Annotated in this window: 21 protein-coding genes and 1 riboswitch; of the genes, 18 read left to right on the top strand and 3 right to left on the bottom strand. The window is 42.6% G+C overall.

Translation table 11 applies throughout. From position 1 onward, the window contains the following. Window positions 1-27: 27 nt before the first annotated feature. Complete coding sequence (gene sspI / locus MHH31_RS13025) at window positions 28-249, bottom strand: small acid-soluble spore protein SspI (protein WP_008346010.1); 222 nt, start codon at window positions 247-249, stop codon at window positions 28-30. A 113-nt stretch (window positions 250-362) separates the two neighbouring features. Between sspI and MHH31_RS13020 the strand changes: the two genes are divergently transcribed. The 3 genes from MHH31_RS13020 (at window position 363) to pheT (ending at window position 4,947) form a co-directional block, all read left to right on the top strand. Further along, window positions 363-1,106, top strand: coding sequence for an RNA methyltransferase (locus tag MHH31_RS13020; RefSeq protein WP_058336552.1), 744 nt, complete (start codon window positions 363-365; stop codon window positions 1,104-1,106). A 376-nt stretch (window positions 1,107-1,482) separates the two neighbouring features. Then, window positions 1,483-2,517 carry a phenylalanine--tRNA ligase subunit alpha gene (pheS, locus tag MHH31_RS13015; protein ID WP_041506748.1) on the top strand — a complete coding sequence of 345 codons (1,035 nt, stop codon included), beginning with the start codon at window positions 1,483-1,485 and terminating at the stop codon, window positions 2,515-2,517. Between the two features lie 15 nt (window positions 2,518-2,532). Next, window positions 2,533-4,947, top strand: coding sequence for a phenylalanine--tRNA ligase subunit beta (gene pheT, locus MHH31_RS13010; protein WP_058336553.1), 2,415 nt, complete (start codon window positions 2,533-2,535; stop codon window positions 4,945-4,947). A gap of 41 nt (window positions 4,948-4,988) precedes the next feature. On the opposite strand, the gene rnhC is transcribed toward pheT, so the two are convergent. Beyond that, window positions 4,989-5,912, bottom strand: coding sequence for a ribonuclease HIII (gene rnhC / locus MHH31_RS13005; protein ID WP_082627008.1), 924 nt, complete (start codon window positions 5,910-5,912; stop codon window positions 4,989-4,991). 134 nt (window positions 5,913-6,046) lie between these two features. Here rnhC and zapA point away from each other — a divergent pair, with 134 nt between their 5' ends. The 15 genes from zapA (at window position 6,047) to MHH31_RS12930 (ending at window position 22,922) form a co-directional block, all read left to right on the top strand. Continuing rightward, window positions 6,047-6,304, top strand: a complete 258-nt coding sequence (zapA, locus tag MHH31_RS13000; RefSeq protein WP_008345998.1) for a cell division protein ZapA — start codon at window positions 6,047-6,049, stop codon at window positions 6,302-6,304. 7 nt (window positions 6,305-6,311) lie between these two features. After that, complete coding sequence (locus MHH31_RS12995) at window positions 6,312-6,845, top strand: CvpA family protein (RefSeq protein WP_008345997.1); 534 nt, start codon at window positions 6,312-6,314, stop codon at window positions 6,843-6,845. A 114-nt stretch (window positions 6,846-6,959) separates the two neighbouring features. Next, window positions 6,960-8,672, top strand: a complete 1,713-nt coding sequence (gene polX / locus MHH31_RS12990; protein WP_058336554.1) for a DNA polymerase/3'-5' exonuclease PolX — start codon at window positions 6,960-6,962, stop codon at window positions 8,670-8,672. Between the two features lie 21 nt (window positions 8,673-8,693). Next, window positions 8,694-11,051 (top strand): endonuclease MutS2, encoded by a 2,358-nt coding sequence (locus tag MHH31_RS12985; RefSeq protein WP_024718639.1) that lies wholly within the window; start codon window positions 8,694-8,696, stop codon window positions 11,049-11,051. A 14-nt stretch (window positions 11,052-11,065) separates the two neighbouring features. After that, on the top strand, window positions 11,066-11,470 hold the full coding sequence (locus tag MHH31_RS12980) for a DUF350 domain-containing protein (RefSeq protein WP_007501637.1): 405 nt from the start codon (window positions 11,066-11,068) through the stop codon (window positions 11,468-11,470). A 162-nt stretch (window positions 11,471-11,632) separates the two neighbouring features. After that, on the top strand, window positions 11,633-12,088 hold the full coding sequence (locus MHH31_RS12975) for an Imm63 family immunity protein (RefSeq protein WP_007501636.1): 456 nt from the start codon (window positions 11,633-11,635) through the stop codon (window positions 12,086-12,088). Between the two features lie 100 nt (window positions 12,089-12,188). Beyond that, complete coding sequence (locus MHH31_RS12970) at window positions 12,189-13,898, top strand: AMP-binding protein (RefSeq protein ID WP_144610573.1); 1,710 nt, start codon at window positions 12,189-12,191, stop codon at window positions 13,896-13,898. A gap of 174 nt (window positions 13,899-14,072) precedes the next feature. Further along, window positions 14,073-14,657 (top strand): TetR/AcrR family transcriptional regulator, encoded by a 585-nt coding sequence (locus MHH31_RS12965; RefSeq protein ID WP_017367816.1) that lies wholly within the window; start codon window positions 14,073-14,075, stop codon window positions 14,655-14,657. Window positions 14,658-14,682: 25 nt separating this feature from the next. Beyond that, a complete protein-coding gene (locus MHH31_RS12960; protein WP_342494875.1) occupies window positions 14,683-15,462 on the top strand; it encodes an enoyl-CoA hydratase in 780 nt (259 codons plus the stop codon). A 31-nt stretch (window positions 15,463-15,493) separates the two neighbouring features. Beyond that, a complete protein-coding gene (locus MHH31_RS12955; RefSeq protein WP_144667216.1) occupies window positions 15,494-16,267 on the top strand; it encodes an electron transfer flavoprotein subunit beta/FixA family protein in 774 nt (257 codons plus the stop codon). Between the two features lie 44 nt (window positions 16,268-16,311). After that, the gene (locus MHH31_RS12950) at window positions 16,312-17,289 is read left to right on the top strand and encodes an electron transfer flavoprotein subunit alpha/FixB family protein (RefSeq protein ID WP_144667219.1); all 978 of its coding nucleotides are present in this window, start codon (window positions 16,312-16,314) and stop codon (window positions 17,287-17,289) included. Between the two features lie 75 nt (window positions 17,290-17,364). Next, on the top strand, window positions 17,365-18,843 hold the full coding sequence (locus MHH31_RS12945; protein WP_342494874.1) for an alpha-N-arabinofuranosidase: 1,479 nt from the start codon (window positions 17,365-17,367) through the stop codon (window positions 18,841-18,843). A 246-nt stretch (window positions 18,844-19,089) separates the two neighbouring features. Then, window positions 19,090-19,404, top strand: coding sequence for a thioredoxin (gene trxA, locus MHH31_RS12940; RefSeq protein ID WP_007501629.1), 315 nt, complete (start codon window positions 19,090-19,092; stop codon window positions 19,402-19,404). A gap of 139 nt (window positions 19,405-19,543) precedes the next feature. Beyond that, on the top strand, window positions 19,544-21,316 hold the full coding sequence (gene uvrC / locus MHH31_RS12935) for an excinuclease ABC subunit UvrC (protein WP_178896981.1): 1,773 nt from the start codon (window positions 19,544-19,546) through the stop codon (window positions 21,314-21,316). Between the two features lie 61 nt (window positions 21,317-21,377). Beyond that, a riboswitch (Lysine riboswitch) is annotated at window positions 21,378-21,555 on the top strand. A gap of 131 nt (window positions 21,556-21,686) precedes the next feature. Beyond that, window positions 21,687-22,922, top strand: coding sequence for an aspartate kinase (locus MHH31_RS12930; protein ID WP_056705939.1), 1,236 nt, complete (start codon window positions 21,687-21,689; stop codon window positions 22,920-22,922). A 43-nt stretch (window positions 22,923-22,965) separates the two neighbouring features. Here the strand turns inward: MHH31_RS12930 and MHH31_RS12925 are convergent, their stop codons facing one another. After that, entirely contained in the window at window positions 22,966-24,714 is a 1,749-nt protein-coding gene (locus MHH31_RS12925) for an ABC transporter ATP-binding protein (RefSeq protein WP_135009377.1), read from the bottom strand. Window positions 24,715-24,804: the final 90 nt, after the last annotated feature.

Below are 24,804 nucleotides of genomic sequence, written 5' to 3'. Positions count from 1 at the left end.
CTCATAGATAAGCAAACCGGCTTCTTGTTATTGCTGATGCTCAGGCTTTAAGCCCTGCTCTAATGTTTCAAGAATTTCATTTTTTTCATCTTCTGATGCCTCTTGCCATAACACCTCAAACAAAACGCCAAGCCCTGGCAGCATTTTTTCCTCGCCACTTTGAATCGCATCTAAAATCGTATGCTCAAGCTGCTCTTGATTATGGCCAGTGATGTTTTGAATCACTGCGCCTCTTAAATTAAAATCCATTGCCCACACTCCTTTTTTGATGGTGATAGTCCTATTCTGTCTCAAAGACAGGTTTATTATGTAGTGTGCTTGAGATATAATAAATTCATGATATTTAAAGGAGTTAAAGTCGCTTGAAATATATAGAATCAGCTAAAAACGCACACATTAAACAATGGAAAAAGCTCCATACAAAAAAAGAACGAACGAAAACAGGGCTATTCCTTGTTGAAGGAAAACACTTAGTAGAAGAAGCATTAAAAAGCGGGGTTGTGAAAGAGTTAATGGTCGCAACGCCTGATATGCTCCCTGCTGACATCGAGCCTGACATTGAGTTGTATGAATTAAGTGAAGAGGCTTTTACTGCGATGACGGAAACGGAAACACCTCAGCAAATCGCAGCGGTTTGTACAATTCCTGTATTTGAGGAGAATAAGTATGAACGAATGCTTCTGTTAGATGCAGTGCAGGATCCGGGGAATTTAGGCACACTCATTCGGACAGCAGATGCAGCGGGGCTTGATGCTGTGATTCTAGGGGATGGAACCGTTGATGCGTTTAACGGAAAAACGCTCCGTTCAGCACAAGGGTCTCATTTTCACCTGCCTATCTTAAAACAAACGCTACAACAGACAATTCCAGCATTAAAGGCGCAAGGCATACCTGTATATGGCAGTGCTTTGAAAGATGCGAAAGAGTATAGACACATAGCATCAGAAGGTCCATTTGCGTTAATTGTAGGCAACGAGGGAGCAGGTATTGATCCAGAGATTCTTCAAATGACAGATCAAAATTTATATGTTCCAATGTACGGACAAGCGGAATCATTAAATGTGGCTGTGGCAGCAGCGGTTCTTGTCTATCATTTGCGCGGATAGTGTTGCATCACGTCCTATTTTTCACTATAATGAAACTAATATTTTAAAAACCATGATAGAGGAAGATTGTTTCACGGAGCGTCCTAATAGGGAGAATGCATCGTAGACTGAAAGTGCATTTAAGGAATGCTGAAACAGGAATTCACCTCTGGAGTTGTCACCGGGACCGCAGGTTTTGCGTAAAGGTGAACCGGATTCGTTTGATTCCGTTATGTCAATGAAGCTTATTCGCACATATATTTGTGCTTAACAAGGGTGGTACCGCGACCACAACTCGTCCCTTCTTTTTTGGAGGGGCGGGTTTTTTTATTGTCTTCAAACAATCAAACACCCGTTTATTCAGACGGTTTTGTATATTAAAAGGAGGATAACACTCATGCAAGAAACGTTAAAACAGCTTGAAACAGAAGCGATAGCGAAGGTAGAAGCAGCCAGCTCGCTCAAAGAAGTCAATGATATTCGTGTTCAATATTTAGGGAAAAAAGGTCCGATTACAGAAGTGCTGCGCGGAATGGGCAAGCTTTCCGCTGAAGAAAGACCAAAAATGGGCGCACTTGCAAATGAAGTGAGAGAGCAGATTGCTGGTGCCATTGCTGAAAAAAATGAGCAGCTAGAAGCAGAAGAAGTGAAAAAGAAACTGGCTTCTCAAACCATTGATGTCACATTACCAGCAAGTCCGATCAAAATCGGGGCAAGACATCCATTAACGATTGTCGTAGAAGATATTGAAGATTTATTTATCGGCATGGGCTATACCGTTGAAGAGGGCCCAGAGGTAGAAACAGATTACTATAACTTTGAAGCGCTCAATCTTCCAAAAGAACATCCGGCACGTGATATGCAGGACAGCTTCTATATTACTGAAGACACACTCATGAGAACGCAAACATCACCCGTTCAAGCACGTACACTTGAGAAATATAAAGGCCAAGGCCCTGTGAAAATCATCTGCCCTGGTAAGGTATATAGACGTGACAGCGATGATGCCACTCACTCCCATCAATTCATGCAAATTGAAGGACTTGTGGTCGATCACAATATTAGCATGAGTGACCTCAAAGGAACGCTTGAGACAGTCGCAAGAAAAATGTTTGGTGAAGATCGTGAAATTAGACTGCGCCCAAGCTTTTTCCCATTCACAGAACCTTCCGTTGAAGTTGATGTGTCATGCTTTAAATGCGGCGGGAAAGGCTGTTCTGTATGTAAAGGAACAGGCTGGATTGAAATTTTAGGTGCAGGAATGGTACACCCGAATGTATTGAAAATGAGCGGATTTGATCCAGATAGTTATCAAGGCTTTGCTTTTGGAATGGGTGTTGAACGTATTGCCATGCTGAAATACGGCATAGATGACATTCGTCATTTCTACACAAATGATATTAGATTCACGAAGCAATTTAAGCAGGACTAAGAGGAGGAAATCAACATGTTTGTTTCATATAAATGGTTAGAGGACTATGTCGATTTAGAAGGCATTCAGCCGGATGAATTAGCAGAGAAAATCACAAGAAGCGGAATTGAAGTGGAAGCCGTTGAGTATAAAGGCGAAGGCATCAAAGGTGTTGTCGTTGGACACGTCATTGAACGTGAACAGCATCCGAATGCGGATAAATTAAACAAATGTCTTGTTGATATCGGCGAAGACGCACCGGTGCAAATTATATGTGGGGCTCCAAATGTGGATAAAGGACAGCATGTGGCTGTCGCAACGGTTGGTGCAGTCCTTCCTGGAAACTTTAAAATTAAAAAAGCAAAACTGCGCGGTGAAGAGTCTCATGGCATGATTTGTTCTCTGCAAGAATTAGGCGTAGAGAGCAAGCTCGTACCAAAAGAATATGCAGAAGGTATCTTTGTTTTCCCGAATGACGTGAAACCAGGAGATGATGCCCTTCAAGCGCTTCAATTAGATGACGCGGTACTTGAACTTGGCTTAACACCAAACCGTGCCGATGCTCTTAATATGCTAGGAGTGGCTTATGAGGTTGCCGCCATTTTAGGGAGAGACATCAAGCTTCCTGATACAGCGCATGACACTTCTTCTGAAAAAGCAGCAGACTATATTTCTGTTAAAATTGAGGATCAAGAAGCGAATCCACTTTATGCAGCGAAGATCATTAAAAACGTAAAGATTGGACCAGCACCGCTTTGGATGCAAACAAGATTGATGAATGCAGGTATCCGCCCAATTAACAACGTCGTGGATATTACGAATTTTGTCTTACTTGAATACGGTCAACCTCTACATGCCTTTGATTATGACCGGTTTGGTTCAAAGCAGGTGGTCGTACGTAAAGCGGCTGAAAATGAAATGATTCAAACTCTGGATGAACAAGAACGTACATTGTCTTCGAAGCATCTTGTCATTACAAATGGCACAAAAGCGCATGCTGTTGCAGGTGTCATGGGCGGTTTTGAATCAGAGGTGCGTGATGAGACGACAACGATTCTTTTAGAAGCGGCATATTTCAACGGTCAAACCGTCCGTCAAGCATCTAGAGACTTAGGGCTTCGCAGTGAATCAAGCACACGATTTGAAAAAGGGCTCGATCCGCAGCGGACGACATCAGCAGCCGAAAGAGCAGCGCAATTGATCAGCACCTATGCAGGCGGTGAAGTGCTAAGCGGTACAGTTGAGGAAAACCACCTTGAAACAAGTATGAATGTCATCCACGTATCAACTGAGCGTGTGAACAAGGTGCTTGGCATGAGCATTTCAAAAGAAGATATGATTCAGATTTTCAACAAACTAGGCTTTACTGTGGGTGAATCAAATGATGTGCTTGTCGTAACGGTTCCTTCCCGTAGAATGGATATTACGATTGAAGAGGACCTCATTGAAGAAGTCGCGAGATTATACGGATACGACAATATTCCATCTACACTGCCTGCGACAGCTGGTACCGTTGGCGGTCTCACGCCATACCAAGTGAAGCGCAGAAAGGTGAGACGTTTCTTAGAGGGCGCAGGGCTTTCTCAAGCGATTACGTATTCATTAACGAATCAGCATAAGTCCACAGCCTTTGCTTTAAATCCAGCTTATCAAACAAGACTTTCCCTGCCAATGAGTGAGGAACGCAGTGTGCTGAGACAAAGCCTTCTGCCGAACTTACTTGATTCTGTCGCATATAACTTAGCAAGACAAGCTGATTCTTTCGCCTTTTACGAAACGGGTTCTGTTTTCTTAGCGGAAACGGAAGGCGCAAAACCAGTTGAGAAAGAGCATGTGGCAGGTGCGTTAACAGGTCTTTGGCATAAAAATCTTTGGCAGGGCGAGAAAAAAGCTGTCGATTTTTATGTAGCGAAGGGTATTGCAGAAGGGCTGTTTGAAAAGCTTGGTGTATCAGAAGAGATCACGTATGTTCAAGCAGAGCGTGAGGGCCTTCACCCAGGACGTACAGCCGATGTTCATTTAAATGGAAAAGTGATTGGCTTTGTAGCTGCACTTCATCCAGTAGTGGAAAAAGAATTAGATTTAAAAGAAACGTATGTATTTGAATTTGATTTAACAGATGTGATGACGTCTGAAACAGAGGATATGAAATATACGGCTATTCCGAGATTCCCAGCAGTGACAAGAGACATCGCACTTGTCGTCGATCAGCATATTTCAAGCGGACAGCTGGAGCAAGTCATTTATGAAGCTGGCGGCCAATTGCTCACAGACCTTTCCGTCTTTGATGTGTATGAGGGTGAGCATATGGAAGAAGGCAAGAAATCTGTTGCATTCTCTCTGCAATATTTAAACCCAGAACAAACGTTGACCGAGGAAGAAGTCACGGCTGTTCATACAAACGTATTGAAAGCATTAGAAGATACGTATCAAGCCGTCTTGCGCGGATAATAAAAAGAGCTATCGCTTTATGGGCGATAGCTCTTTTTTGATTATAACCATTTTTTCGCTTTTTGGGTGTTGGCAAAATGAAGTTTTGTAAATTGGCGTAAAGCCTCTTCGCCGTGATGTTTCATCAGCTTTGCTGCCGCTTTGTCAACATGCGGACCGGCCCCTTTTGGAATGTCAAAGCCCGCTGCTTTTGATAATTTATCCATTTCAATTAAAAAAGCATACCTTGCAATAATAGAAGCTGCAGCAACCGATAAGTGGATGCCTTCTGCTTTCGTACTAAAATATGTACGCTCCCGAATGATCTTTTTCCCCGCAAGGTGCCTGAAATAAATGCCTGGTTCGGCAAATTGGTCAATGAGAATGGCTTCTGGTTTCTTGCCATCCAGTTTTTCTAGCACGGAGGTGATGACTTGGTTATGAAGCAGTGCCTTCATTTTCCCTTGGCTCATGCCCTTTTCCTGCATCGCATTGTATTTTTCATTCCGAAGCACGAGAAGGCTGAACGGGATGGTTTTGATCAAGTCTTTGGCAATGTTGATAATCTGCGGATCTTTTAGTCCTTTTGAGTCTTTCACCCCGAGCTCTTTCATGAGAGCAAGCTGACTGGAATCAACATAAGCCGCACAGACCGTAATGGGTCCAAAATAATCGCCAGTACCGACCTCATCTGAGCCAATAACCGACATGGAAGCAATGCCGGGTGGTGGGCTGTACTGTGTGATGGATGGCGTTTTTTTGCTTTTTGTTTCAGCTGTTTGTAAATGGTTGAACTGACTCGCTTCAGCTTCTGCCTTTTGTCCTTGGAACAGTACTTTTCCAGATTTGTAGGCTGTAATCGTACAGCCGGGAACCTTTGCTTGAAAAAGAGCGCCTGGCGGCAAAGTGTCAGTTAAATGCTGAGCGTACACGCTCTTCATTTTTTTCATGTCTTCTGATGTTGCTTTTAAGACGGATTGGGGCACAGTGGATAACTCCTTTTTACCTTGATATCATTGATTTCTAAAGTGTACCATAACAGGGAAGGGCTCGTCTTTCCATTCAATGTCTAAACATGTTATGATAGAGACTAGGATTCTCGTGGAATGGAGGAGAAACGTTGTCTGACGGCGGTAAAACGAAAACAACAGTTGAGATTTACGGACAGTCCTATACGATCATCGGCCAAGAAACGAAGATGCATATGCGACATGTTGCTTCAATTGTTGATGATAAAATGAGAGAAATCAATGAAAAAAATCCATACCTTGATATAAACAAATTAGCTGTACTGACAGCAGTCAATGTCGTCCACGACTACTTGAAATTAAAAGAGCAATACGAAAAACTAGAGCTTCATCTAAAAGAAAAGGAATGAAATTACCGTGATCGATATCATCATTTTGTTTTTGCTTCTTATGGGAACGCTTGTCGGTCTAAAACGCGGGTTTATTCTTCAATTTATTAAATTGATTAGCTTTGTTGTTTCTATTTTAGTGGCTTCTATGTTTTATCAGTCACTTGCACCACAGCTTACGTGGATTCCAGCACCTAATTTTAGCGGCGGTCAAGCGCAGCTCGCTTTCTTTAGTGGGAATCTAGAAACAGCTTATTATAATACCATTGCGTTTATCATTCTGTTTATCTTGACCAAAATCCTGCTCGCTATCATCGGCGGATTGCTCACAACCATTGCAAGTATCCCTGTGATTAAACAGGTCAACAAACTGCTTGGCGCTGTTTTAGGATTTCTTGAAACCTATCTATTTGTGTTTATTCTATTGTTTGTGGCTGCATTACTTCCAGTCGATGCGCTTCAAACCATGATGAGCAAATCAATGTTAGCAGATGTGATCGTAAATAGCACCCCTTACCTGTCCGGTCTTGTCAAAGACCTCTGGTCGACGTATGGAGTTTAAGAACTTCTCCTTTCTTGGAGAAGTTTTTTCTCATTCCATGACAGAAAGTTGTAGGATGAAGGGAAAGTTTGTATATTTATATAGGAAGATGCCAAAGTGGCTGGAGGATGAGAGATGAATAAAAAAGATATTATCAAACTTCTTGAAACAATTGCAGTCTATATGGAGCTAAAAGGAGATAATCCTTTTAAAATTTCTGCCTTTCGTAAAGCAGCTGCGGCACTGGAACAAGATGACCGCAGTCTTTCTCAAATAGATGACCTATTAGCATTACCCGGCATTGGAAAAGGAACCTTTGCTGTGATCACAGAGTATATCGAAAAAGGACAGTCTGAAACACTCGAACAATTAAAAAAAGAAGTGCCTGAAGGACTTGTCCCGCTCTTAAAATTGCAAGGACTCGGTGGGAAGAAGATTGCTAAGCTCTACCAAGAGCTTGGTGTTCACGATGCACAGTCTTTAAAAGAAGCATGTGAAGCGGAAAAAGTACAAACGCTTGCTGGGTTTGGCAAAAAAACAGAAGAAAAGATTCTTGCCGCTCTTGAGGAGGCAGGAAAGCAGCCAGAACGACTGCCAATTGGTTTTGCATTAGATGTGGCAGAACGAATTGATGATGCGCTGGAACAGATGGAGGGAATCATCCGCTTTTCAAGAGCGGGTAGTTTAAGACGTGCGCGTGAAACGGTCAAAGATTTAGATTACATCATTGCGACTGATAATCCTGAACAAGTGAGAGAACAACTTGTTGCTCTTGATGATGTCAAAGATGTCATTGCGAGCGGTGATACGAAGGTATCGGTCATGCTTGCACTTGATTTTGAAATCAGTGTAGATTTCCGGCTTGTGACAACAGACCAATTTGCAACAACACTGCACCATTTCACTGGCTCAAAAGATCATAACATTCGTATGCGCCAGCTTGCGAAGGAGCGCGGTGAGCGTATTAGTGAATATGGGGTTGAAACGATCGAAACTGGGGATGTGAAAACATTTGAAGACGAAAGCGCTTTTTATGCACATTTCCAACTTCCGCTCATTCCGCCAGAAATTCGTGAAACCGGAGTAGAGATTGATTCGTATAAAGAAAGTATGCAATTTGTAGAACGAAAAGATATCAAAGGCGATCTTCATATGCACTCGACATGGAGTGATGGCGCTTTTTCTATTCGCGAAATGGCAGAGGCATGTATCGCAAAAGGCTATGAATACATGGCCATTACAGACCACTCACAATATTTAAAAGTAGCAAACGGTTTAACAAAAGAACGTTTGCGTTTGCAAGCAAAAGAAATTGACAAGCTGAATCAAGAATTCGAGCATTTTCACATTTTCAAAGGGGTCGAAATGGATATTCTGCCGGATGGATCGTTAGATTATGATGATGACTTTCTAGCAGACATGGATTTTGTCATTGCTTCTATTCATTCTAGCTTCTCTCAGCCGGAGGAAGTCATTATGGAGCGCCTAGAAAATGCCTTGAATAATCAGCATGTGGATTTAATTGCTCATCCAACTGGCCGTTTGATCGGTAGACGAGACGGCTATGCCTTAAATATTGATCAGCTCATAGAGCTTGCGAAAAAAACGGGCACTGCACTGGAACTCAACAGCAACCCGTCAAGACTGGATTTAAAAACAGAGCATTTAATGAAAGCAAACGAAGCGGGTGTGAACATCATGATCAACACAGATGCACACAACATCGCCATGCTCGATCATATGGACGTCGGTGTCACAGCTGCAAGAAAGGGCTGGACACCAAAAGCAAATGTCGTGAATACATTTTCACTCAATGAGATGAAAAAGTTTTTAACGCGTGACAGGTAGTCGTTAGGAGGCTGGACCATGCTGCAACAAAAAGTGTTAGCATCATTAGAATTTCATAAAGTAAAAGAAAAAGTCATGTCCTATACTGCTTCGACTTTAGGGAAAGAAAAAGCGCAGGACTTAATACCACTCACAGATATCGAGAGCATTCAGCATCTGCTAGAAGAGGTAGCAGAAGCGCAAGATGTGATTCGTTTAAAAGGATCTGCGCCGTTTGGCGGGTTAACGGATATTAGACGAGGAGTCAAACGAGCAGAAATAGGCAGTATATTAAGCCCTTCTGAGCTGATGGAAATTGCGGCGCTGTTATATACCACAAAAAACATGAAGCACTTTCTCGCCTCTATGTATGAGGACGGAGTAGAGATACCCCGTCTTCATACATATGCAGAATCGCTGATTTTACTGCCAGACGTGAGAAAAGAAATCGAAAGCTGTATTGGTGATAATGGAGAAGTGCTTGATCACGCAACGCCAGCCCTCCGCACCATACGAACGCAGTTACGATCACTAGAATCAAAAGTGCGAGATAAATTAGAATCAATGATTCGTTCACAATCTGCCTCGAAAATGCTGTCAGACACCATTGTGACGATTCGTAATGATCGGTTTGTCATTCCCGTAAAACAAGAGTACCGCTCGAATTATGGAGGGATTGTTCACGATCAATCTTCTTCAGGCGCAACTCTTTTTATTGAGCCGCAAGTGGTCGTAGATTTAAATAACACCTTGCAGCAAACTCGCCTAAAAGAAAAGCAAGAGATTGAAAAGATTTTGCAAATGCTGACAGCGAGTGTGTCAGAGCACATTGATGAATTGCTTCATAATGTGAATGAACTTCAGACATTAGATTTTATTTTCGCCAAAGCCAAATATGCAAAAGCAGAAAAAGCCACAAAACCTACTGTGAATAACCAAGGGGAGATTTATTTAAAACGGGCAAGACATCCCCTATTGCCCCGAGATCAGGTTGTGGCAAATGATATTGAGCTGGGCAAAGATTTTTCTACGATCGTCATCACAGGTCCAAATACAGGCGGTAAGACCGTCACTTTAAAAACACTCGGACTTCTTACGCTGATGACGCAGGCAGGTCTTCATATTCCAGTCGAAGAAGGATCAGAAGTGGCTGTATTCGATCAAGTCTTTGCTGATATTGGAGACGAGCAGTCTATTGAACAGAGCTTGAGTACTTTCTCATCTCATATGGTCAATATTGTGGATATCTTAAAGCATTTGACGTCTAATTCACTCGTGTTATTTGATGAATTAGGTGCAGGAACAGATCCTGCTGAAGGTGCAGCACTTGCGATGAGCATCTTAGATGAAGTTCATCAAACAAATGCGCGCGTCATCGCAACGACTCACTATCCTGAGCTGAAGGCATACGGGTATAACCGAGAAGGCGTCACAAATGCGAGTGTAGAGTTTGATATTGAAACCTTATCCCCTACATATCGCTTGCTCATCGGGGTGCCGGGACGAAGTAATGCATTTGAAATTTCCAAGCGTCTAGGACTGCCTCATCATTTAATTGACCGTGCAAAAGCAGATATGCACGCAGAACATAATGAAGTCGATCAGATGATTGCTTCATTAGAAGACAGCAAAAAACAAGCAGAAGAAGAACTGCATGAGACGGAATTCTATAGAAAAGAAGCAGAGAAGCTCCATAAAGAACTGCAAAAACAAATCCTTGAATGGAATGAACAAAAGGACAAACTGCTGGAAGAAGCTGAACAAAAAGCGGCAGAAAAAATTGAACAAGCAACAAAAGAAGCAGAAGAGATTATTCAAGAGCTTCGGTCCATTAAAAGTGAGCATCGTTCATTCAAAGAACATGAACTCATTGATGCGAGAAAGCGTCTTGAAGAAGCTGTCCCTGAGTTTGACCGTAAGAAAAAACCAGAGCCAGTGAAAAAAGCAGCAAGACAGCTAAAGCCAGGCGATGAAGTCAAAGTGCTGACGTTTGGCCAAAAAGGAACGCTCATCGAACAAACGGGTAACAAAGAATGGAGTGTCCAAATGGGCATTCTAAAAATGAAAGTAAAAGAAAAAGATATGGAATTTATCAAATCAGCACCGGAATTTAAACAAGAGAAAGCCATCACGGCGGTCAAAGGAAAAGACTATCATGTATCACTTGAGCTTGATTTAAGAGGAGAGCGTTATGAGAATGCCTTAAGCAGAGTCGAGAAATACTTAGATGATGCCGTCTTAGCTGGCTATCCGCGCGTGTCGATCATTCACGGTAAAGGCACTGGCGCCTTGAGAAAAGGGGTCCAGGAATTATTAAAACAGCACCGTAGTGTAAAAAATGCTCGTTTTGGAGAACAAGGCGAGGGAGGATCAGGCGTCACCATCGTCGAATTAAAGTAAAAAGGAGAAAACGCATGAAAGCCTTTTGGGAAAATGAACTTGTGGAAATTGCCGCCTATTACAGCGTGGCCGTCCTATGTCTTGTCTTATTTCTTACCATATTTGAACTCGTGACCTCCTATAAAAACTGGGAAGAGATTCAGCGGGGGAACTTAGCTGTTGCTATGGCAACCGGCGGGAAGATTTTTGGGATTGCCAATGTCTTTCAGCATTCCATCGCCCAGCACAACTCGCTTCTTCAAATGGTCGGATGGGGCGTATACGGCTTTGTGATGCTGCTCGTCAGCTATTTCATTTTTGAATTTTTAACACCACGATTTAAAGTAGACAAAGAGATTGAGAATGATAATAGAGCGGTCGGGTTTATTTCACTCATTATTTCTGTTGGGCTGTCTTATGTAGTAGCAGCCGGCATTTAAGGAGACGACATGGAAAAACTAGCCAAAGTATTAATTGTAGTTGCCTGCACTTTTGCGGTTATTGGTGCTGTTTACATGTTCCTGTAAAATGAAGAATACATTATAGAAAGCTGTCAGGGAAAACCTTGACAGCTTTTCACTCATCAAAGGCGGCGAATCAGAATGAATCAAATCTTGCAAAAAGACGAACTCATAAAGCGCATTGACAGTTGTCTCAAAAAGACATCTCTTCCCCAAGACATATATGAACCGTATATTGCACGTCCTTTTCAAACGACTGGTTTTTTTGATGATTTGAGCCCCTATATTGAAATTGATCCAGCCGGCTATATTCTTATTCAATATGAACGAGGGATTAAAGTGCTTCATAAAAGAACAAAAGAGGCGGATGAAGTCGTTTATTGGATTTTAGAAGACACCATCTTTCTAACTGTGTATCTAGACATGATGAGACAATATCAAGTGGACAACATCCACACACATTTACCTAATGACCCTAGTATCCATAAACAGATTGTGGAGAGAGTCCATGAGTCATTTCGTGCGATCGGTGGATTATACGAAAAGTGGCATCATGAAGGGAAAAGAGCCTCTATAGAAACACCGGCGAAAAAATGAAGATGTGTCATGGAACGAGCTCGATTTGAAAAAAGCAAACAGCCATAAGGAAAAGTTTGCTATAATAAAATAGTACGAAAGTTCAGGAAGGAGGGTTTTTATGCAGTCAGATAAACGTTGGCTTCTGCATTACCCGAATCAAATTCCCCACGAACTCACCATCCCAAATGAAACGTTGCAATCTTACTTATTCAGCTCCGCAGAGGCAGCACCTGAGCATACAGCCATTCATTTTTTAGGAAAAAACATCACCTACCAGCAGTTACAAGAAGATGCACTGAAATTAGCCAGTCACTTGATTGACATCGGTGTCAAAAAAGGCGACAGAGTAGCGATTATGCTGCCAAACTGCCCGCAATCGGTGATTTCTTATTATGCGGTTTTAATAGCAGGCGGCATTGTCGTTCAAACCAATCCGCTTTATACGGAGAAAGAATTGGAATATCAAATGGAGGACAGCGGCTCTAAGGTGCTGATCACTCTCGATCTACTGTATCCAAAGGCCTATAAAATGAAAGCGCTGACAAGTATGGAACATTTGATCATCACAAAATTACAAGATTACTTGCCATTTCCGAAAAACATATTGTTTCCGATTGTCCAGCGAAGGAAAAACAACATGGTCATCCAAGTGGAGAAGAGTGAGACCATTCATCATTTCTCACAGATCATGAAAGAATCGTCAGGAGAACGGATTCCGCAAATATCCTTTCAACCGAAAGAGGATGTCGCAGTTTTGCAATATACAGGCGGAACGACCGGTTTACCAAAAGGAGTCATGCTCACACACGAAAATATAGTAGCCAATACAGAAATGTGTACATCCTGGATGTATAAAACGAACCGTGGAAAAGAGCGGATTCTTGGGATCATTCCGTTCTTTCATGTATACGGCATGACGACCGTGCTAAACCTTGCAGTCAAAGAAGGTCATCAAATGATTCTTCTTCCGCGTTTTGATGCAGCGGATGCCTTGAAGACCATTGAAAAACAGAAACCGACGCTGTTCCCAGGAGCGCCAACGATGTATATTGCCCTGCTTCATCATCCGAATATTGAAAAGTATGACCTATCATCCATCACCGCATGCTTAAGCGGATCGGCTGCTCTTCCTGTTGAAGTCAAACAGAGTTTTGAAAAACTAACAGGAGGAAGGCTGGTGGAAGGGTATGGACTTTCAGAAACTTCTCCTGTCACTCATGCCAATTTCTTATGGGGAGCGAACAAAATAGGAAGTATCGGGTGCCCTTGGCCGAATACAGATGCCGGTATTTATTGTGAAGAAACGGGTGGACTCAAAGCGCCATATGAGCACGGAGAGATTATCGTCAAAGGTCCTCAAATCATGAAAGGATACTGGAATCAGCCGGAGGAGACTGCGGCAGTGTTAAGAGACGGCTGGTTTTTCACAGGAGATATTGGGTATATGGATGAGGATGGTTTTTTCTATATCGTAGACCGGAAAAAGGATGTCATCATCGCGAGCGGCTATAATATTTACCCAAGAGAGGTTGAAGAAGCCCTTTATGAGCATGAGCTTGTACAAGAAGTGGTTGTGGCGGGTATTCCAGATCCGTATAGAGGGGAAACAGTAAAAGCCTTTGTTGTCCCGAAAAAGGATGCCTATGTAACAGAGGATGAACTGGATCGTTTTGTTAGAACAAGAATTGCCTCATTTAAAGTGCCGCGTGTCTACGAATTTAAGGAATCACTGCCTAAAACGGCTGTAGGGAAAATCTTGCGCAGAGTGTTAATTGAAGAAGAAAAAAGAAAGCAATCATCTTCAACAGAAGAACCAGTCGATCAATGAGAGAATGAACCAGCATCATCCGGTCAAGCGGCCGGATGATTTGAATTGTACGTGTCTGCTCTGGTATGCTAAAGGTTGAAAAGAAAGAAGAACATCACTTGACAAATCACTCGTTTCTTTTTAACATAAAGTTATGAATGAATGCTCATTCAATTTAGAAAGGGACGAAGCACATTGAAGCAGAAAAGACCGAAGTACATGCAAATTATTGATGCAGCCGTTGTGGTGATTGCAGAGAACGGCTACCATCAATCACAAGTTTCAAAGATTGCCAAACAAGCAGGGGTAGCAGACGGAACCATTTATCTCTATTTCAAAAACAAAGAGGACATTTTGATCTCGTTGTTCAAAGAAAAAATGGGACAATTCATCGAACGGATGGAAAACGATATTCAAAAGAAACCGTCTGCCAAAGAAAAGCTTCTTCTCCTCATTCGAGAACACTTTCGCCTGCTATCGCAAGACCATCATTTGGCCCTTGTGACACAGCTTGAACTCAGGCAGTCAAACCTTGAACTGCGCCAAAAAATCAATGAGGTGCTGAAAGGGTATTTAAATATGCTAGACTCCATTTTAACCGAAGGAAAGAAGACAGGAGAATTTAGACAAAATCTAGATGTCCGCTTAGCGAGACAAATGGTATTTGGGACGATTGACGAAACCGCTACAACATGGGTCATGAATGATCAAAAGTATGACCTGCCTGCACTCGCAGAAAGTGTACATGATCTTCTCTTAAACGGAATACATCAATCTTAAAGACAATTGAAAAAGGATGATTGACATGGAAAAAATACTTAGCTTACACCAAGACGAACAGACAGCACTCATCACGATTCAACACCCACCTGCAAATGCCTTATCCTCTCAGCTTCTCAATGAACTCAACGACATGTTTGATCAGCTTGAACAAAACAGTGAAGTGAGAGCTATTGTCATTCATGGAGAAGGTAGATTTTTCTCAGCAGGTGCTGATATTAAAGAATTTACGACCTTGCAGGAAGAATCTGATTATGCCAGCCTTGCAGACAGAGGACAGCAAGTGTTTGAACGAATTGAACAATGTCCAAAGCCGGTGATTGCTTCCATTCACGGGGCAGCATTAGGCGGCGGGCTTGAGTTGGCGATGTCATGTGATATTCGAATCGCAACAAAAGATGCAAAGCTGGGACTGCCGGAATTAAATCTCGGTATTATCCCAGGATTCGGCGGAACGCAGCGCCTGCCTCGCTATGTTGGATCAGCTAAAGCACTTGAAATGATGGGAACAGCTGAGCCGATTACAGGGGAAGAAGCATTTGCTTGCGGACTTGTTTCAAAACTTGCGGAAACAGAAGAAGAAGCGCTGGAAACAGCCAAAACATTGGCGGCGAAATTTGCAGCGAAAAGCCCTAAAACGCTTGAGTATGTGCTTGAGTTATTGAATGCGACAAAAGTGTACTCATATGATGGCGGAATGAAGCTGGAAGCCAAAAAGTTTGCTGAGGTGTTCCAGTCGAATGATGCCAAAGAAGGCATCCAGGCTTTTATCGAAAAGCGCAAACCGAATTTTAAAGGGGAATAAGGGATTAGTACGACACAAGGGGGAGAAATGAATGAATATTTTTGTTTTAATGAAGCGTACGTTTGACACGGAAGAGAAAATCTCTATTCAGTCTGGTGCTATTCAAGAAGATGGGGCAGAGTTCATTATTAATCCTTATGATGAGTACGCAATTGAAGAAGCGATTCAGCTTCGGGATGAGCACGGGGGAGAAGTAACGGTCGTGACAGTTGGCAATGAAGATGCGGAGAAACAGCTTAGAACAGCACTTGCAATGGGCTGCGATCAAGCCGTTTTATTAAATGTTGAAGATGATTTGGAGGAGTGGGATCAGTTTTCCGCTTCTACGATTCTATATCACTATTTCAAAGATAAAGAAGCTTCCTTAATTTTAGCAGGGAATGTAGCGATTGACGGCGGGTCTGGACAGGTAGCCCCGCGTCTTGCTGAATTACTCGGCTTTCCATATGTCACAACCATTACAAGTATTCAAATCGACGGCGGCACTGCTTCAATTGAGCGAGATGCAGAGGGGGATGTGGAAGTGATTTCTGCCGAGCTCCCGCTAGTGGTCACTGCGCAGCAAGGTCTCAATGAGCCTCGTTATCCATCGTTACCAGGGATCATGAAGGCAAAGAAAAAGCCTTTAGAAGAATTAGAATTAGACGATTTAGATCTAGATGAAGACGATGTGCCATATAAAATCAAAACAATCGAACGTTTCTTACCGGAGAAAAAAGAGGGTGGCAAGGTGCTGAGCGGCGAGCTTGAGGATCAGGTCAAGGAATTGACAGACCTGCTAAGAAATGAAGCAAAAGTCATCTAAACATCCACTTTACGATATCACGAGAACAAGGGGGAGCTTAAAGGATGAGTAAAAAAGTTGTTGTACTTGGAGAAAGTCGTGACGGTAAATTAAGAAATGTGACGTTTGAAGCGATTGCTGCCGCTCACGAGATGGCTGATGGCGGTGAAGTGATTGGCGTTTTAATAGGGGATCACGTCAAAGACCAAGCGGATGAACTGCTTTATTATGGAGCGGATCATGTGATGATCGTCGAGCACCCGCATCTTTCTTATTATACGTCTGATGGTTTTGCGCAGGCGCTTCAGGCAATATTAGATCATGTCAATCCTGATGCAGTGCTCTTCGGTCATACATCGATCGGAAAAGACTTGTCACCTAAAATAGCTGCACGCCTGCAAACAGGCTTAATTTCAGATGCAATAGATGTAAGCGTTACCGGTGAACATCTTGTTTTCACTAGACCGATTTATTCAGGAAAAGCTTTTGAAAAAGTCATTTCAACAGATCGTCTGCTTTTGGCTACTATCCGTCCAAACAACGTGGCACCGCTGGAGCGTGATGCGTCACGCAGCGGAGAAGTGACGCCAGTTTCTGTCGATATTCAAAACCTAAGAACAATCGTGAAGGAAGTCATTAAAAAAACATCAGAAGGTGTAGATTTATCTGAAGCGAAGGTCATTGTCGCAGGAGGCAGGGGGGTCAAGAGCAAAGAAGGCTTTGAACCGCTGAAAGAACTTGCCCAAACGCTTGGCGCAGCAGTCGGTGCCTCGCGTGGTGCATGTGACGCTGACTATTGCGATTATGCCCTGCAAATTGGTCAAACCGGTAAAGTCGTCACACCTGACCTTTACATTGCCTGCGGGATTTCAGGAGCTATTCAGCATTTAGCCGGTATGTCCAACAGTAAAGTCATTGTTGCGATCAACAAAGACCCAGAAGCTGAAATCTTCAAAATTGCCGATTACGGAATTGTCGGTGACTTATTCGAAGTCGTTCCGCTTTTAAATGAAGAGTTAAAAAAGATGAATATCCATTCTTAACGCTCATACACTCAGAATGCCTAGGTATTCTGGGTTTTTTTGTATGTCATCACGAAACAAAGGAGCGGTTTACAAGTGAATGGGACAGTAAAAGTGAATGAAGTGATTGGACGCATTTCTAAACACATCTATGGACACTTTCAAGAGCATTTAGGAAGAGGAATTTATGACGGCATTTGGGTAGGGAAAGACTCATCGATTGACCATATTGAGGGGATACGTACCGATGTACTAAAGGCACTTCAAGCCTTACATATCCCGGTGCTGAGGTGGCCGGGCGGCTGTTTTGCAGACGAGTATCATTGGGCAAACGGCGTCGGTGATCTGAGTGAACGAAAGCCGATGGTGAATACTCATTGGGGTGGTACCGTTGAATCAAATGCGTTTGGTACACATGAATTTATGAGACTGTGTGAATTACTTGAATGTGAGCCTTATATTTGTGGAAACGTTGGAAGCGGCTCTGTTCAAGAATTAGCAGAATGGATTGAATATATCACATTTCCTAAAGGGACACCTATGTCGGATTGGCGGATTCAAAATGGAAAACAAGAACCGTGGGAGCTGACGTATGTTGGTGTAGGCAATGAAAGCTGGGGATGTGGTGGAAATATGACGCCAGAGTATTATGCAGACTTATATAAACGCTACCAAACGTATGTGAGAGAATTTGCTGGTCAGCGCATTTACAAAATTGCATGCGGTGCGAATTCAAATGATGTGAATTGGACAAAAGTATTAATGGAGCGTGCAGCGCCTTGGATGGATGGGCTCAGTTTGCATTACTATACGGTCCCAGGAACATGGGAGAAAAAAGGGTCTGCGACCGATTTTGATGAGGATGAGTGGTTTACAACGCTGAAAAAGGCGTCTGAAATGGAGCGGCTTGTCGTGGAACACGGAAAAATCATGGATCGTTATGATCCAGACAAGCGAATCGGGATGATTATTGATGAATGGGGGACATGGTATGATCCAGAACCGGGGACAAATCCAGGGTTTTTGTATCAGCAAAACACATTAAGAGATGCTCTAGTCTGTGCCTTGCATTTTCATATTTTTCATCGCCATTGCCAGCGGATTCATATGGCGAATATTGCCCAGACCGTCAATGTGCTGCAAGCGATGGTGTTAACGCAGGACGAAAAGATGCTCCTGACACCTACCTATCACGTATTTCATATGTTTCAAGTGCATCAAGAAGAAGAAGCGCTTGAAGTAGAATTGAATGCTCCTTCGTATGAACGCCGGGGTGAAAAAATCCCTCAAGTCAGTGTGTCAGCCTCGCGGTCATCTGACAAGATGCATATTAGTTTCTGTCATGTGGATCCCCATGAAAAAAAAGACGTATCTCTTGCGATAGAGGGAATCGATGCAAAAACGAAGGTCACTGGCCGTGTGCTGACTGCTGATCGGATGAATGCGCACAACACGTTCGATGATCCTCATTCCGTTCAGCCTGCGGACTTTCGGCAATTTGCTGTTAAGCACGGCGAGCTGACTATTGATCTGCCGCCTATGTCGGTTGTAATGTTGACCGTCGATCTGGCTTGATCGCATATTTCAATGTTTGATGAGAAGAATGTTGGGGCATCATACATTGTAAATGAAGCGGAAAGGGAGTTATGTCATATGCTTAGAACCATTCTGATGATCATCGGTGCGATTGTTGTTATTGGTGCGATTATACGGTTTGTTTTTTAATTCATTTCATAAAAAATGATTCGTAAGCATTTCATTCGCAAGTCACATTGGTAGATGCTATACTAAAAAGCATAATTTACATTGGAGGAATGAATAATGGCAATCGTAAAAGCTACTGACGCAACATTTTCACAAGAAACTGCAGAAGGTGTTGTTCTTGCAGACTTTTGGGCACCTTGGTGTGGACCTTGTAAAATGATTGCTCCAGTTCTTGAAGAACTTGATCAAGAAATGGGCGATAAAATGAAAATTGTAAAAATTGATGTGGATGATAACCAAGAAACTGCTGGTAAATACGGCGTTATGAGTATCCCAACACTTCTTGTTTTAAAAGACGGTGAAGTCGTCGAAACGTCTGTTGGTTTCAAACCAAAAGAAGCACTAGCTGAGCTTGTAAACAAACATCTATAAACCGATCTATGCCCGCGTGGCATGATCTCAAAAGCGGTTCTCGTATAGTCGAGAGCCGCTTTTCTTTCATCGTGGTATAAAACAAATGTTCGTGATACACTAGAAGGAGTGAAAGAGGAAAACAAGGACGGATGAAAATATGAACAAATTGATCAAAGAAAAGCTGTCAGTCTTACCTGATCAACCAGGCTGTTACTTAATGAAAGATAGACAAAATACGATCATTTATGTGGGAAAGGCAAAGGTATTAAAAAATAGGGTCCGCTCTTATTTTACAGGATCTCATGATGCCAAAACGCAGCGGCTTGTCAGTGAAATCGAAGACTTTGAATACATTGTCACCTCTTCAAATATTGAGGCACTTATTTTAGAGCTGAATTTAATCAAAAAATATGACCCGAAATACAATGTCATGCTCAAGGATGACAAAACGTATCCTTTTATTAAAATTACGAATGAACGTCATCCTAAGCTGATTGTCACCCGCAATGTGAAAAAGGATAAAGGGAAATACTTCGGTCCATATCCAAACGTACAAGCAGCAAGAGAAACGAAAAAGCTGCTCGACCGTTTATATCCACTTAGAAAATGTGCGACACTCCCTGACCGAGTCTGCCTTTATTATCATCTTGGACAATGTCTTGCTCCGTGTGTGTATGACATTTCTGAAGAAACGAATAAACAGCTCGTCGACGAAATCACAAGATTTCTAAACGGAGGACATCAGCAAATCAAGAAAGAATTAACAGAAAAGATGCAAGAAGCGGCCGAACAATTAGAGTTTGAGCGGGCAAAAGAACTGAGAGATCAAATCGCATATATTGACTCAACGATGGAAAAGCAAAAGATGACGATGAGTGACTTATCTGATCGTGATGTGTTTGCCTATGCTTATGATAAGGGCTGGATGTGTGTCCAAGTCTTCTTCATCAGACAGGGGAAATTAATTGAACGTGATGTCAGCCTATTTCCGATGTATCAAGACCCTGAGGAAGAATTTCTCACGTTTATGGGGCAGTTTTATGAGAAGAACAACCATTTTCTGCCGAAGGAAATTTTGGTGCCAGACAGCGTCGATCAAGAGATGATTGAGCAATTGCTTGAAACGAATGTTCATCAGCCGAAAAAAGGAAAGAAGAAGGATTTGCTTTTACTTGCCCACCAAAACGCCAAAATTGCTCTCAAAGAAAAGTTCTCGCTTATAGAGCGTGATGAAGAACGGACAATTGGTGCAGTGGAGCAGCTTGGCGATGCACTCAATATTTATATGCCATACCGGATTGAGGCTTTTGATAACTCCAATATCCAAGGAGCAGACCCCGTATCCGCTATGGTTGTCTTCCAAGACGGGAAGCCGTATAAAAAGGAATACCGAAAATACAAAATTAAAACCGTTGAGGGGCCCGATGATTATGCTTCCATGCGTGAAGTCATTAGAAGGCGGTATACCCGTGTGTTAAAGGATGAACTGCCGCTTCCTGACTTGATTTTAATCGACGGAGGAAAAGGACAAATCAACGCAGCCATAGATGTGCTCGAAAATGAATTAAATCTGTCTGTTCCTGTGGCAGGTCTAGTGAAAGATGAAAAACACAGGACATCGAATCTTATGATGGGTGATACGCTTGAAATTGTTGTGCTCGAACGGAATAGTCAGGCCTTTTATTTATTGCAGCGTATTCAAGATGAAGTGCACCGATTTGCGATTAGTTTTCATCGGCAGCTGCGCGGGAAGAATGCATTCCAGTCTATTCTAGACGATGTCCCAGGTATCGGGGAAAAGCGCAAAAAGCAGTTGCTGAAACATTTTGGCTCTGTGAAAAAGATGAAAGAAGCCTCTATCCAGGATTTTCAGGACGCTGGTATTCCGAAACAAACGGCTGAACTTTTAATGGAGGCATTAAAAAAATAGATTGTACTTTTTCCAAAAGTCTGTTAAGATGTGACTAATTTAATAAATGAACGTGTTGTTTGTTGAAGATAGAGGTGCGAACTTCAAGAGTAAGCCTTCAGAGATCGAGGGGATCTAGGAAGAGGGCTGAAAGGGGAGCGTCGCCGAAGTGAATAAAATCCACTCATTTTATTCGCTGGCTGTACATTGAAGAAATGTAGGGCTGTCAAGAATTCATTTCTTGGAGGGCTATCTCATTGTTTGCATCGTTTGATGATGATTTTAAAGCAATGGGAGATTTGTTCTCTCATTGCTTTTTTATTTGCAGTGAACAGAGCAGTCTCCGCAGCCTCTTCTCTCACACGTGATCTTTTGAAAAAGGGTGGTAGACATGGGACTAATTGTACAAAAATTTGGTGGAACATCTGTTGGATCGACAGAAAAAATTCGCAATGTCGCAGAGAGAGTCATCGCTGAACGCGAGGCAGGAAATGATGTGGTCGTGGTTGTGTCTGCGATGGGCAAATCAACGGATGTTCTAGTAGACCTAGCGAAAGAACTCACAGATGATCCAAGCAAAAGAGAAATGGATATGCTACTGACAACTGGTGAGCAGGTGACCATTTCATTATTAGCAATGGCACTCCAAGCAAAAGGTTATGATGCCATTTCCTTTACAGGCTGGCAAGCTGGGATGAAAACAGAGAAGGTGCACGGAAATGCAAGAATCGTGGACATCGATGAAGCAAGAATCAAAGAAGAACTGAGTGCGGGAAAAGTCGTCGTTGTAGCAGGTTTCCAAGGAATTGCGGATGATCTACATATTACAACACTTGGGCGTGGTGGATCAGACACGACTGCTGTGGCACTAGCTGCGGCACTCAAAGCGGACAAATGTGATATTTATACGGACGTACCAGGTGTGTTTACAACAGATCCTCGTTATGTGCCATCTGCGCGAAAACTTGCAGGAATTTCATACGATGAAATGCTTGAGTTAGCCAATTTAGGAGCAGGTGTGCTGCATCCGAGAGCGGTCGAATTTGCGAAAAATTATCAAATCCCACTAGAAGTCCGTTCTAGTATTGAAAATGAATCGGGTACGTTAATTGAGGAGGAATCATCCATGGAACAAAATTTAGTTGTAAGAGGCATTGCATTTGAAGATCAGATGACACGCGTGACGGTATGCGGCCTTTCAAGCGGTTTAACAACGCTATCGACGATTTTTACGACACTTGCAAAGCAAAATATCAATGTCGATATTATCATTCAGTCTGTCACAAGCACCAATCAGACCTCTATCTCTTTCTCTGTGAAAACGGATGATTTGTCTAAAACAGTTGAAGTATTAGAAGAATACAAAGGTGCGCTTGGTTATGAGCAGATTGAGACAGAAAGCAAATTAGCCAAAGTATCTATCGTTGGCTCTGGTATGGTCTCAAACCCAGGTGTTGCGGCTGAAATGTTCGCTGTGTTAGCTCAAAAAGACATTCAAGTGAAAATGGTCAGTACGTCTGAGATTAAAGTCTCCACAGTCGTTGATCGTGAAGATATGGTGAAAGCGGTAGAAGCCCTTCATGATGCGTTTGAATTATCAAAGGTGAGCGCCGCTGCTCATTCTTAAACAACAAAAGAGGTGTACCCATTGTAGCGGGTACACCTCTTTTTTATTGTGCTGTTGGAATGGCAACCCAGTGATCTTTTGATATTTCTACTAGCTCTGCATTCTGTAAATGATAAGGATCTTCGTCCATCTGTTCTGCCGAAACGAACCTTTCCTTCTTTGCTTCCACTTTAGGATCAGGTATAGGGATAGCTGAAAGTAACGATTTTGTGTAGGGGTGCTGCGGATTGTTGTAAAGCTCCTCACTTTCGGCTAATTCAACAATTTTACCAGCATACATCACAGCCACTCGGTCACTAATATGTTTCACCATCGACAAATCGTGTGCAATGAATAAATAAGTCAACCCAAGCTTTTTCTGAAGATCCTCTAATAAGCGTACGATTTGCGCTTGGATAGAAACATCAAGTGCAGACAGAGGTTCATCACATACAATCAATTGTGGTTCGACGGCAAGCGCCCTTGCGATTCCAATTCTCTGGCGCTGTCCTCCGGAGAATTCATGAGGGTACCGATCGGCATGTGACGGCTTGAGGCCAACCATCTCAAGCAGTGCTTCCACCCTTTTTCTTCTTTCGGTGTTGTTTGTGCTTAACCTGTGGAGATCAAGCGCCTGTCCGATAATATCCAGCACTTTAAAGCGAGGATTTAGAGATGAATAAGGGTCTTGAAAAATCATCTGCATATGCCGCCGCATCGTTTTCATTTCTTTTTTCGACAGACGGTGGACTGGAATGCCTTGAAATAAGATATCTCCATCTGTTGGTTCGTTTAAGCGCAGGATCGCTCGGCCAGTGGTTGATTTCCCTGAACCTGATTCGCCAACAAGCCCCAGTGTCTCTCCGCGTTTAATCAAAAAATCAATCTGATCAACCGCTTTTAGCACATGCCCTTTACCGATTTGAAAGTGCTGAGATAATGATTTAACTTTCAGTAAAGGCGGATGATGTTTGATATGTATGGCATCAAAATCTTTCTTGTTTTTTTTCTTTTCATGTAAACGAGGCAAAGAATTGAGAAGCTGTTTTGTATATTCATGCTGAGGGTTCTCAAACAATTCTTCTGTTGTATTGGATTCGACAATTTTTCCTTCTTTCATCACAACCACCCGATCACACATTCCGGCAACAACGCCTAGGTCGTGTGTGATGAAAATAATCGATGTCCCAAACCGTTCTTGAATATCCTTCATCACATGTAAAATTTGGGCTTGTATCGTCACATCGAGTGCAGTCGTTGGTTCATCTGCGATAAGCAAGGCTGGCTGAGAGGCTAAAGCGATGGCAATGACGATCCGTTGACGCATACCGCCAGAGAATTCATGAGGATATTGCTGATAGCGCTCCTTACTATGCTGAATCCCTACAAGTTTCATCAGGTCAATGGCCTGTCGTCTGGCTTCTTCTTTTGAAAGCTTCTTGCGTTTGATTAAGCTTTCAGCGATTTGGGGTCCGATCCGTATCGTTGGATTGAGAGACGTCATAGGGTCTTGAAAAATCATGCCAATATCCCGCCCTCTTACAGCCTGCATTTCTTTTTCTGTTTTTGTTGTGAGTTCTTCCCCCTGAAAGGTGATGCGTCCTGATTTTAAAAAAGAAGGAGGTGATGGAAGGAGTTGTAAAATACTCCGGGCTGTTACGCTTTTCCCGCTTCCTGATTCCCCGACAATACCAAGTGTTTCTCCTTTGTTTACTTCAAAGCTAATGCCACGGACAGCTTCTAATTCGCCATCTCGTGTGTGAAAAGATATATGTAAATCCTTCACTGTTAGAAGAGGTGCTAAATCCTTCAATTTTTTCCACCACCTGTATGATATGGATATTGACTTTCAAATGAAGCTAGCATAAACTTTACTATACAGATCGGAATAATGCAATTAACT

The sequence above is a fragment of the Bacillus sp. FSL K6-1033 genome (genome assembly GCF_038630765.1).
GTDB lineage: Bacteria > Bacillota > Bacilli > Bacillales > Bacillaceae > Bacillus > Bacillus altitudinis.
Note: the sequence above shows the minus strand (reverse complement) of the source record. Positions and strands in the feature narration are given on the sequence as shown.

Coding starts and splice junctions, on each gene's coding strand:
- sspI (WP_008346010.1), bottom strand. CDS start 249: ATGGATTTTAATTTAAGAGGCGCAGTGATTCAAAACATCACTGGCCAT.
- pheS (WP_041506748.1), top strand. CDS start 1,483: ATGCAAGAAACGTTAAAACAGCTTGAAACAGAAGCGATAGCGAAGGTA.
- pheT (WP_058336553.1), top strand. CDS start 2,533: ATGTTTGTTTCATATAAATGGTTAGAGGACTATGTCGATTTAGAAGGC.
- polX (WP_058336554.1), top strand. CDS start 6,960: ATGAATAAAAAAGATATTATCAAACTTCTTGAAACAATTGCAGTCTAT.
- MHH31_RS12980 (WP_007501637.1), top strand. CDS start 11,066: ATGAAAGCCTTTTGGGAAAATGAACTTGTGGAAATTGCCGCCTATTAC.
- MHH31_RS12975 (WP_007501636.1), top strand. CDS start 11,633: ATGAATCAAATCTTGCAAAAAGACGAACTCATAAAGCGCATTGACAGT.
- MHH31_RS12970 (WP_144610573.1), top strand. CDS start 12,189: ATGCAGTCAGATAAACGTTGGCTTCTGCATTACCCGAATCAAATTCCC.
- MHH31_RS12960 (WP_342494875.1), top strand. CDS start 14,683: ATGGAAAAAATACTTAGCTTACACCAAGACGAACAGACAGCACTCATC.
- MHH31_RS12955 (WP_144667216.1), top strand. CDS start 15,494: ATGAATATTTTTGTTTTAATGAAGCGTACGTTTGACACGGAAGAGAAA.
- MHH31_RS12950 (WP_144667219.1), top strand. CDS start 16,312: ATGAGTAAAAAAGTTGTTGTACTTGGAGAAAGTCGTGACGGTAAATTA.
- trxA (WP_007501629.1), top strand. CDS start 19,090: ATGGCAATCGTAAAAGCTACTGACGCAACATTTTCACAAGAAACTGCA.
- uvrC (WP_178896981.1), top strand. CDS start 19,544: ATGAACAAATTGATCAAAGAAAAGCTGTCAGTCTTACCTGATCAACCA.
- MHH31_RS12930 (WP_056705939.1), top strand. CDS start 21,687: ATGGGACTAATTGTACAAAAATTTGGTGGAACATCTGTTGGATCGACA.